At 42.0% G+C, this 10,703-nt stretch carries 9 protein-coding genes and 1 tRNA gene; 3 read left to right on the forward strand and 7 right to left on the reverse strand.

Annotated features, from left to right (window positions below; genetic code table 11):
• Position 1: 1 nt before the first annotated feature.
• Positions 2-75: transfer RNA gene (locus tag E5A76_RS18580), tRNA-Pro, on the reverse strand.
• A 268-nt stretch (positions 76-343) separates the two neighbouring features.
• On the opposite strand from E5A76_RS18580, the gene E5A76_RS18585 reads away from it, so the two are divergent.
• Both E5A76_RS18585 and smrA read left to right on the forward strand, forming a co-directional pair.
• Entirely contained in the window at positions 344-484 is a 141-nt protein-coding gene (locus E5A76_RS18585) for a DUF3149 domain-containing protein (protein ID WP_023933279.1), read from the forward strand.
• Between the two features lie 146 nt (positions 485-630).
• On the forward strand, positions 631-1,215 hold the full coding sequence (gene smrA, locus E5A76_RS18590) for a DNA endonuclease SmrA (RefSeq protein WP_053988629.1): 585 nt from the start codon (positions 631-633) through the stop codon (positions 1,213-1,215).
• A 49-nt stretch (positions 1,216-1,264) separates the two neighbouring features.
• Here the strand turns inward: smrA and E5A76_RS18595 are convergent, their stop codons facing one another.
• The 5 genes from E5A76_RS18595 to E5A76_RS18615 all read right to left on the reverse strand — a co-directional run bounded on the left by E5A76_RS18595 (position 1,265) and on the right by E5A76_RS18615 (position 6,995).
• Positions 1,265-1,879 carry a LysE family translocator gene (locus tag E5A76_RS18595; RefSeq protein ID WP_161119835.1) on the reverse strand — a complete coding sequence of 205 codons (615 nt, stop codon included), beginning with the start codon at positions 1,877-1,879 and terminating at the stop codon, positions 1,265-1,267.
• A 128-nt stretch (positions 1,880-2,007) separates the two neighbouring features.
• On the reverse strand, positions 2,008-2,922 hold the full coding sequence (locus tag E5A76_RS18600) for a LysR family transcriptional regulator (RefSeq protein ID WP_161119836.1): 915 nt from the start codon (positions 2,920-2,922) through the stop codon (positions 2,008-2,010).
• Positions 2,923-2,964: 42 nt separating this feature from the next.
• Complete coding sequence (gene ybaK / locus E5A76_RS18605; protein WP_053988632.1) at positions 2,965-3,444, reverse strand: Cys-tRNA(Pro) deacylase; 480 nt, start codon at positions 3,442-3,444, stop codon at positions 2,965-2,967.
• Between the two features lie 206 nt (positions 3,445-3,650).
• Complete coding sequence (gene ushA / locus E5A76_RS18610) at positions 3,651-5,324, reverse strand: bifunctional UDP-sugar hydrolase/5'-nucleotidase UshA (RefSeq protein WP_161119840.1); 1,674 nt, start codon at positions 5,322-5,324, stop codon at positions 3,651-3,653.
• A 312-nt stretch (positions 5,325-5,636) separates the two neighbouring features.
• On the reverse strand, positions 5,637-6,995 hold the full coding sequence (locus E5A76_RS18615; RefSeq protein ID WP_161119837.1) for a Na+/H+ antiporter NhaC family protein: 1,359 nt from the start codon (positions 6,993-6,995) through the stop codon (positions 5,637-5,639).
• Positions 6,996-7,291: 296 nt separating this feature from the next.
• Here E5A76_RS18615 and E5A76_RS18620 point away from each other — a divergent pair, with 296 nt between their 5' ends.
• Positions 7,292-9,175: a methyl-accepting chemotaxis protein gene (locus E5A76_RS18620; protein WP_161119838.1), complete on the forward strand. Its 1,884-nt coding sequence runs from the start codon at positions 7,292-7,294 to the stop codon at positions 9,173-9,175.
• Between the two features lie 80 nt (positions 9,176-9,255).
• On the opposite strand, the gene E5A76_RS18625 is transcribed toward E5A76_RS18620, so the two are convergent.
• Complete coding sequence (locus E5A76_RS18625) at positions 9,256-10,518, reverse strand: HAAAP family serine/threonine permease (protein ID WP_161119839.1); 1,263 nt, start codon at positions 10,516-10,518, stop codon at positions 9,256-9,258.
• Positions 10,519-10,703 lie beyond the last annotated feature (185 nt).

Here is a 10,703-nt window from a genome sequence, read left to right on the forward strand (position 1 = left end):
GTCGGTGAAGAGGGATTCGAACCCCCGACCCTCTGGTCCCAAACCAGATGCGCTACCAAACTGCGCTATTCACCGACGAAACCAACAACGCTCTGCGCCGTTGAGGTCGCTTATAATACTCCCGAAATTGTTTTTATCAACCCCTATACGGTATTTTTTTTTGTAACTAATTCTTTTGCTTATCAAGCGAGCAAAATTGCGATTTTTCGGTAACTTAAGTGATCTATAGCGCATTAATGCATACAACAATGAAACAGACTTTTTACTCTTGTTCTAGATCATAAAAACACAATCGTCACATTGTTTAAATAGTAGTCATTACGTCGACACTTTAAGGATACACATGGATTTCTGGTTAGATCTTTTATTTGGAAACAGTATTGGATTAGCTTCTATGCTTGTCATTTTTGGTGCCCTCGGACTCATGTTATTTTTTGGCGGCTACTTTATTTACAAAGCATCGACGGCAAATCCTCCTCACTAGCAACATTTAGCAATACGCATATTGCATCCAGGGTTTTCTCTCTTTAGCCCTGGTCTTTTTCTTCCTTTTTATCCCTTTCCTTCGGCTAGGCAAGATCTGGTTGCACTTGTATAATCAAAGTCATCGGTTCCTAAAGTGAAAGTCCTATGTCAGATAATAATGAATTCGATCTTTTTAAAGAGATGATGGCCGATGTTGCGCCAATCAAACAAGACACGGTGACCATTTCGCAAAAACACACAGTGTCTGAATCGCAATTAGCGCGTCGTATTGCCGCTCAAAGCTTGGCAGAAAGTGACTCTGAGTACCTATCATTAGATAACGCAACTATGGTAAAACCTGATGATATGATCGAGTTTAAGCGAGACGGGGTGCAAGAAGCTGTATTCCGTAAAATGCGCCAAGGTAAATACGATATTCAAGGGCGTTTGGATCTTCATAAGAAGTCACTCCAACAAGCCCGTGACGAGATCCTCTCCTTCCTCAAACAGTCACAACGTTTAGATATTCGTACGGTGATCATTGTTCACGGTAAAGGTGAGCGCTCGAATCCACCAGCATTGATGAAAAGCTATGTCACAACCTGGTTAGAACAAATTTCCGATGTACTTTGTTTCCATTCAGCCCAACGCCAACATGGTGGTACAGGTGCGCTGTATGTAATGCTGAAAAAAAGTCCTGAAAAGAAATTGGAAACACGTGAGCGTCATTTAAATCGTCGCAGCTCATAACCATGCAAATAAACAAAAAGAGCGGTTAAACACCGCTCTTGTTATATTTTTAAACTGACCAAAACACCCGACACGCCAACGCAATCAACACCACGCCTGATAACCGATCAATCAATTGCGCCCGACTTCTTAACGCTTGCAAAACTTTTGGATATGAAAGCACACAAGCGACAAGGGTGTACCATAATCCATCGACCAGTAGCGGTGTCATAACAATCACCATTTGGCTACTTAGCTCATTACCTAACGCAACAAACTGGCTAAACAAGGCAAGAAAATAAAGGGCTAATTTGGGGTTTAATAACGAGATCATCAAACCATCACGACCTGCCTCGAACAACGATGATGGCTTACCTGCCGCTAATTTTTCAGCCACGCCCCCTTTTGAGCGTAATGCATTAACCCCTAAATACGCTAAGTAACCAGCACCAGCATAGCTAATCACATTAAACAGCGTTGGTGATTGCTTTAAGACCACAGCTAACCCCAACAGAGTTAATAAAGCATATAGCCCAACACCACAGGCATGTGACCACGCTGTGACTAAGCCATGTTGACGTCCGCCTGCCAAACTATGCTTTGCCACAACCGCTAAACTGGGGCCTGGTGACATTGCCCCTAATAGACAAATTAAGAATAAAGAAAGCCACACACTGATTGTCATAATAATTCTCCTTTCAGGGGGTCAAATTACCAAGCGTGGGGCATAAGTAGAAATCAAAAGAAATCATCAAGGCTATGACTTTAAATCATGACCAGCTAACGACAATTCAATTGATGAACAACGATAATTTATTGCGTCATTGAATACATGGATGTCTTCATTAACGTTAGCACATGCTTTCGTAACCATTGATGAGACAATTCATTATCATATTTGGGATGCCACAGTAGCCAATATTGATTACGTATACTTGGAAAGGGTAACGGCTTATATACCACATCATAAAACCGCTGCATGTTGGCAACAATATGCTCTGGGATCACCAATAACATATCAGTACGGCAAAGCGTATTAAGAGCCGAGCCAAAGAAAGGAACAAAAGTATGAATATGACGCTCACAACCCAGCGAGCGTAACTGAGTATCAACAAAGCTATCTTTATCACCACCACCACTGACCGATACATGCTTATAAGTAGTGAACTCATCGAGTGTTAATGATGATTGCTTTGCCAATATATGATGTTGACTCATTACACATACCGCTTGATCAGTACCAATTTGCACACCTGATAATCCCTCAGGAATAGCGGGTGCCATGGTGGAGACTAGCTGAATATCAAGATCGCCCAATTGCTCAGTATAACTTGGCGACCACAACTGATAACGCACATCCACCTGCGGTGCTTGGGTAGTTAATAACTCAACAATATCTGGAAAAATATATTGGGCAACATAATCGGATGATGACAAAACAACCTTGCCACGCCAGTTTTGCGGAGAGAATTGCTCTGGCTCAAAAACAGCATCACAATCGGCAAGTAATTCAGTGATTTTTTGTTGAAGCGATAAGGCTCGAGGTGTGGGTAATAAACGATTTCCCTCTCGTACTAATAGAGGATCAGAAAAAGTTTCACGCAATTGTGTCAGTTGCCGACTCACCGCTGACTGCGTGATATGTAAACGCTCAGCAGTACGGGTAACATGGCATTCATCCAACAGCGCATGCAAGGTTCGTAATAAGTTTAAATTCGGCACTGACACTAATATTCACTCTCTATATCCGTATTGAGCGAGCTCGATGTATTACTCGGCTTTACCGATGTCGGCAAATTTACCGCCCGTTAAAGCAACAAGATCTTTCGCCGCCAGCTCGATATCTAAGCCACGACGACCTGCACTAACAAAAATTGTGTCGAAGTTTTCTGCACCGCTATCAACTAAGGTCGGTAAGCGCTTTTTCTGACCTAATGGGCTAATACCACCCACGATATAACCAGTTACTTTCTCAGCTAATTTTGGATCTGCCATCTCAGCTTTTTTGCCACCAGCGGCTTTTGCAGCTGCTTTTAAATCTAACATCCCAGAGACTGGCACGACGGCTACTGCGAGATTTTTAGGATCGCCATTTAACGAAAACAATAATGTCTTAAATACACGGTTAGGATCGATGCCCAGTACTTCCGCAGCTTCATGACCAAAATTGGTGTTAGCCGGATCGTGATCATACTGATGCACTTGGTAAGAAATTTTTTGTTTTTTCGCTAATTTAATCGCTGGAGTCATGATGATTTCGCTCTCTGTTTCACTCAAACAGCTGTGGTTAATTCCCCCATATAGCAAAAGCGCTATCAAAGAAATTAAGAACATCTGTTTACCAACCCTGATTATATCGCTAGTTCATACAACTGAGCTATAGCACAGCAATTTTGTATAACAAAAAAGCGCACCTGAACAATTCAAGGTGCGCTTTTTCAAACCATCATTACGGCTTACTTATAAACAATCTCACCTTTTGGTGCGAACTTGTTTACATCAATTGGTGAATGCGTTTCTAAGTATTGTTTCAGTACTTCTGCATCCACAAAGCCCGTGTTTACGTGACCATCATGGTTATTGATTTTCGGATAACCGTCACCACCCGCGGCATTGTAGCTAGGTACAGTGAAACGATACGTCTTATTCATATCTAATGGTTTTCCACCGATTTTCACGTTACTTACTTTGCCATTCGCTACAGTCATTGAAATACCGTAGAACTGTGCGTAAGAGCCAGAATCAACAGGCTTAGTCGCAACTACATTTAGGTAGTCCAACACTTCCTTACCCGTCATATCAGTGTAAGTTACGATGTTGCCAAAAGGTTGTACGATCAGTACATCTTTATAAGTGATGTCGCCACCTTCAATGGAATCACGCACACCGCCAGAGTTCATCACAGCGAAATCAGCTTTCGCACGTTCCATGTGTGATGCACCGATTAGACGACCTAAGTTGGTTTGCTCAAAACGCACCAAATTACGATCACCTTCTAACTTACCGTTAGATTGTGCAATCTTCACATTCAGCTTCTCTTGGCCTTGCTCTTGGAACGGTTTTAGGAAGTTGTACACTTCTTGGTTTTGTGCAATTTCATCTTGAATAAACACACGCTTACTTGAACCGTCATCTAACTTGATTTTCTTCTTCAAGTTAACAGGCACTAAATCGTAGCTCACTAGCGATAATTCACCGTTCTTAAATTCAAAGTCAGCACGGCCTACGTACTTGCCCCATTCGTGCGCTTGCACAATCCACGTACCATTTTGCTGATCTGGTACACATTTATCACCTGGTTGGAAATCTTTCTTCGCCACATTTGGACTTTCCATACAAACAGGTTCTTGTGAGTGACCACCCACAATCATGTCCAAATCACCTTCATTCAGATAACGTGCTAGTGCCACATCACCCGGTGCATTAATACCACGCTGACCGTTTTCATAGTGACCCATGTGCGTTGCAGCAATGATCACATCCGGCTTTTCTGTTTTCTCAAGCTCAGCGATCACTTTCTTCGCTTCCGCTTTAGGATCATGGAACTCAACACCACCAATGTATTCTGGGTTACCGATCTTCGCTGTATCTTCTGTGGTTAAACCAATCACAGCGATTTTAATGCCTTGCTGCTCAAAGATTTGGTACGGCTGAAATAAACGCTTACCAGTTTTCTTGTCGTAAATGTTAGCAGAAAGCATTGGGAAGTTTGCCCACTCTTCTTGCTTACGTAATACATCAAGTGGGTTATCAAATTCATGGTTACCTAATGCCATCGCATCGTAACCTAACATGTTCATACCTTTGAAATCAGGCTCTGCATCTTGCAGATCGGATTCAGGAACACCTGTGTTCACATCACCACCAGAAAGCAATAAGCTCGTACCACCTTGCGCTTCAACTTCAGCACGGATCTTATCAATCAACGTCTTACGCGCAGCCATACCATATTCACCGTTCTGGTTTTGCCAGAAACGACCATGGTTATCGTTAGTATGAAGGATAGTGATTCGATAAGTTGTATCAGCATCCCATGCTGGAGAGGCTTTTTCCGCTGTTGTTGCACAACCAGAAAGAAGCGCAAGTAGAGCGGCGCTTAATGCTGTTTTAGCAAATAGGCGTTGCTTCATGGTATCCACCTTAAACATGTTTTCTAATGGCGATTTCAAACGCAATGGTGTGAGCGCTAAATCGGTACAAGTCATATGGTCACACTTTAACCACAAAAATATGCCGTTATAAGTAAAACAATGTGACCAACATCGTCAGTGTAACGAAATAAAATTTTATGACTTTTCCATTTAAACGTTTTGTTAGCTAGATCACCTGATTAATCACGAAACTATTGTTAATGTCACATCTAGGCACAAAAAAGCCCAGAAAATACTGAGCTTTAATCAAATAGTTATCATCAATGCTAGTTTATAGTGAGTTACGTCACGTTATATCGTCGTCAGTTTTCTACTTGGGTGCTTAATGATAATAGCCACAATCGCTGCTATTGCTAAGAAGAAACAGTAGTAAGAATGTGCCACCACATCTAATGGTGATAACTCAAATACAGAGCCTAATAACAACGCTTGTGCGCCATAAGGTAAAACCCCTTGGATCACACATGAGAAGATATCAAGCAAACTTGCAGAGCGACGTGGTGTTACCCCGTTTTCATCAGCCAGTTCACGTGCCACTCCACCAGAAACAATGATTGCTACCGTATTATTTGCAGTACAAAGGTTAGTTAAACTCACTAAACCTGCAATACCAAACTCGCTCGCACGTAGGTTTTCAGACGCTTTGTGTTTTGAACTAAAGACATTGATCACTCGGCTGATATTTTGCGTTAAAAATGCCAAACCACCTTGCTGGCGCATTAGTTCACTAATACCACCAATTAGCATAGATAACAGGAAGATCTCCTGCATATTGCCAAAGCCACCGTAAATATCTTTACCAAAGCTCGTTAAGCTGTAATCCGCCACTGATGTTAAACCCACACCGCCGGCTAGTAAAATACCAATAGATAGTACGACGAACACGTTTACACCCGATACCGCCAGTACCAAGATCGTGATATATGGCATCACTTTTAGCCATTCAATTGGGGATGTTTCTGGTAATTGCGTCACTGAGCTATTGAAAGTAAATAACACAATGGCGGCAATCGCTGCTGGAATAGCAATTTTCACGTTTTCACGGAATTTATCTTTCATCTGACAGCCTTGCGAGCGGGTCGCTGCAATCGTGGTATCAGAAATAATTGATAAGTTATCACCAAACATTGCACCACTGAGTACAACACCGGCAGTTAATGCCACATCCATGCCTGATGCTTGAGCAATGCCGAGTGCCACTGGCGCAACTGCAGCAATGGTACCCATTGATGTGCCCATTGCAGTTGCAATAAAAGCAGAGATCACAAATAGACCCGGTAAGATCATGCTCGCAGGAATTAACGCTAACCCTAGATTAACCGTAGCATCTACCCCACCTGACGCTTTCGCCACAGAAGCAAATGCACCAGCCAATAAATAGATCATACACATAGCAATAATATCGCTGTGACCTACACCACGGATAAACTGCTCAATCGCTTTATTTAACTTTTCTTTACTCAATAAAATGGCAACGACTACCGCTGGTAAAGCAGCAACGGGTGCTGGTAATTGATAAAAAGCGAAATCAACACCTTGCATTGTTAGGTAAGTACCTACCCCAATGAATAAGGCTAAAAAAATGCCCAACGGTAATAAGGCAAGTGCGGATGGTGGAATATTTTGATCTTTTTTGGCTGTGCTTGGCATGACGACTACTTAACATCTATTTATAAATTGACGGTTAGACTAAATGGATGCAATCACAGAGTCAACATCTAGACGTCTAAACATCCAAAAGATATGTAACTAAATTACATAAACAGTCACCATCGTAATGGTATTTTGAGCAGTCGCAAACAAAATTTTATACGTTACAACCAATAAAAATGGGACCAATATCACCAAAACCAATAACTTTATTGATAAATATATTATTTACAATGCACCAGAACGCAACAAACTCTAGAATCCATTAACATTCAACTGGATTTTAGGGATATATAATGCAGTTAACATTAAAACAAAAATTAATCGTTGCCAGTTTATCTGCTGTCATAGTGATGGCGACTGCGCTTACTTGGCTCTCCGCAAGCCAAATTGACTCACAAGCTGAGCATGAACTTTATGAACGAGCAGAAAATCTCACTCAAGCTGTGAGTGAGAGTATTGGAGATTGGGTTGCGATTCGAAGTAATATCATTAATTCTGTTGAAGAAAACACATCTAATGCTGCGATCGTCCCTTTTTTAAAACAAGCGCGTTTAGCGGGTCAATTTGAAGACTTGTATTTCGGAAGTAAAGTCGGTATTGCCACCAGCTCTTATGCTGAACGCGATCTATCATCTGTCGATCCTCGTACTCGTCCTTGGTATCAACAAGCTCAGCAAGCCAATAACACTATTATTTCTCCCGCTTACCTCGACACCTTAACAAAGGCACAGATGATCACCATAGCGAAACCTGTGTATCACAATGGGACTTTTGCCGGTGTTCTTGGTGCTGATATCTTAATTACCCAATTGATTAATGATGTCATTAATTTAAACGTTGGTGAAAATGCCTTCGCCATGCTGATCAACAAGCAAGATGGTACTTTCCTCGCACACCCTGATAAACAATTACTGCTCCAGCCTATTGCTCGCTATAGCAATGACTTATCAATCAATTCTATTGAACAACAAATGCAGAGTCATGACTTTGCAAAGTTAACCATTAACGGCCAAGCTAAGCAGCTTTACTTCGCGAGTATTCCAAATACGCAATGGCTGATCGCTATTAGCTTAGATACCCAAACAGAACAAGCCGCCCATAAGGCGCTACTATTGAAGTTAATACTAGCTGCTGCTGTTATTGCGCTATTGGTTATTTGTAGTGTGGCATGGTTAGTTAACTTCCTATTCCGCGATTTAGATCGTGTTTCAAAAGCACTAGCAGAAATTGCCAGCGGTGAAGGCGATCTGACACAACGTATTGAGCCTAAGAGCAATGATGAAGTAGGACAGCTCGCCAATAACTTCAACCAATTTGTTAGCAATATGCATGCAATGGTGATGCGTTTAAGCCATGTCTCTGATTCATTAAGCCAGCAATCAAAAGCCACAGCGACCCAAGCTCAAGCGCGCAGCTCTCGTATTTTGCACCAGCAAGATGAGATCAATATGGTCGCAACTGCGATTAATGAAATGTCAGCCGCAACAAAAGAGATCGCTTACAACGCAGAAAATACTGCACGTACCGCAGAAGAAACGGTTGCTGCATCTGATCACGGTGCAACGCAGGTCAATCAAAGTCAGCAATCTATTTCTAGTTTGGCGCAAGAAGTGGATACCGCAACAACAGTGATCAGTGAGCTAAATAATCATGCCCAAAGCATCACTACGATCCTCTCAACCATCCAAGGTATTGCCGAGCAAACCAATCTACTGGCATTAAACGCAGCAATTGAAGCTGCTCGTGCTGGCGAGCAAGGTCGAGGTTTTGCGGTTGTTGCCGATGAAGTACGAGTGTTAAGCCAACGTACTCATGCATCGACCCAAGAAATCCAACAAATGATTGAAACCCTGCAGCAAACCACAGCTCAAGCGGTTGGGATCATGGAAGACAGTCGCCATTTATCTGAAACCAGTGTGGATGATGCAAGTTCAGCCTCAGCAAGCTTGGCGCAAATTACCGCTGCGGTGAACAACATCAATGATATGGCGACACAAATTGCCTCTGCGGCAGAAGAGCAATCATCGGTAACATCCGAGATCACTCGCAACACCGAAGGCATTCGTGACGTATCAAATGAGCTTGCCATTGAAGCCAATGAAGCTGCACAACAAGCGGCAGAGTTATCTCAGTTATCTAACGAATTACAGCAAGAAATCCGTCGCTTTAAGCTCTAATCCTTAGGACTCAACACATAACAAAAAGGCTTGCGCTATTAATAACGCAAGCCTTCTTTTTATCTCATATCTGTTTGCGATTAAATCAAACTAAAAAGAATCGCTGCCACAGCCAATACGCCCATCAGCAAAATAAACCAAGTGCTGATCTTGCCACGGTACATTTTCAAACTATCGATACGATATACCGCTAGCATCGGCATGATAAATAAGATCATCGCAATCACAGGGCCAGATAACGCTTCCATCATCCCTAAAATGCTCGGGTTCATTACCGCAGCAAACCAAATAGAGAAGAACATGATCACCACACCGATCTTATCGATGGTTTTCAGTGGTAATTTTGTTTGCTTCGCCACAATGCCATTAAAGCTTTCACGTGCGCCCATGAAGTGTCCTAAGAATGACGAGGTGATCGCAATAAATGCAATCAGTGGGCCTAGCAACATAATAAAGTGACTATCTTTTACGTTTGCAAGGTAAGACAGCACAGAGACATTATCTGCTTTAGCTTGCTGTAGTTGCTCAGGAGTTAAACTTAACACGCATGAGAAAACAAAGAACAGGACAAATGCAATCAGCATCACTGACGTACGCTTTAAAATTGATTCTGATTTTTGCTTAGCCCCATCGGCATACTGACGGCGCTGAGCATTAACAAAACCAGAAACCACAGGCGTATAACTAAACGCAAATACCACCACAGGAATGGCTAACCATAGCGATGAACTGAACTCAACAAAGCTTTGGTTGAAATTAAGGTTTGGCATGTGCCAGCTTGGGATCAAGTAAATTGAGATCCCCGCCAAGATAAATGCTAACGGGTAAACAATCACTTCAAACGCTTTTAGCATCGCTTTTTCACCCGCTAACATCACAGTGATCATCACAAAAACTAAACCACCAGATAGCAGCACACGTGATGGCGCTTCTAAACCCAATTGGTGAACAATAAAGCTATCAACGGTATTGGTTAAACCCACACCATAAATAAGCAGAATTGGAAAAATCGACAGAAAGTACAACAGAGAAATTAAACGACCATAGCCTGTGCCAAAATGCTCTTCTACCACATCAGTAAAGTCGGCATCAGATGAAGATGATGACAGCACAAAACGAGCTAATCCTCGGTGCGCCCAGAATGTCATTGGTCCTGCCAATAACGCCATGACGATCAAAGACCAAAAACCACCAGAGCCAATATTAATCGGTAAAAATAAAATACCGGCACCAACAGATGTACCAAATAAGCTCAACATCCAACGGGTGTCATGCTGAGTCCATTTAGATAAACGTGTTGTTACTTCTTGTCCGGGGTGCTCTTGAGTGGTTGTTAGTGACACGGGAAACTCTCTGATCGAATAAAATGCTGCGGCAAGTATGAAACTACCTATAACAAGTTTCAAAACGAATGCGACAAACATCACACCATAAAATCAGATACCCAAAAAGCATAGTCACTATAATAAATATAAAAAGCAGTATATAAATTCAAAAATAAACAATAAAAACAGAATTAAATAACGTA

Origin of the sequence: Photobacterium lucens (assembly GCF_009873615.1) — a bacterium.
Lineage (GTDB): Bacteria > Pseudomonadota > Gammaproteobacteria > Enterobacterales > Vibrionaceae > Photobacterium > Photobacterium lucens.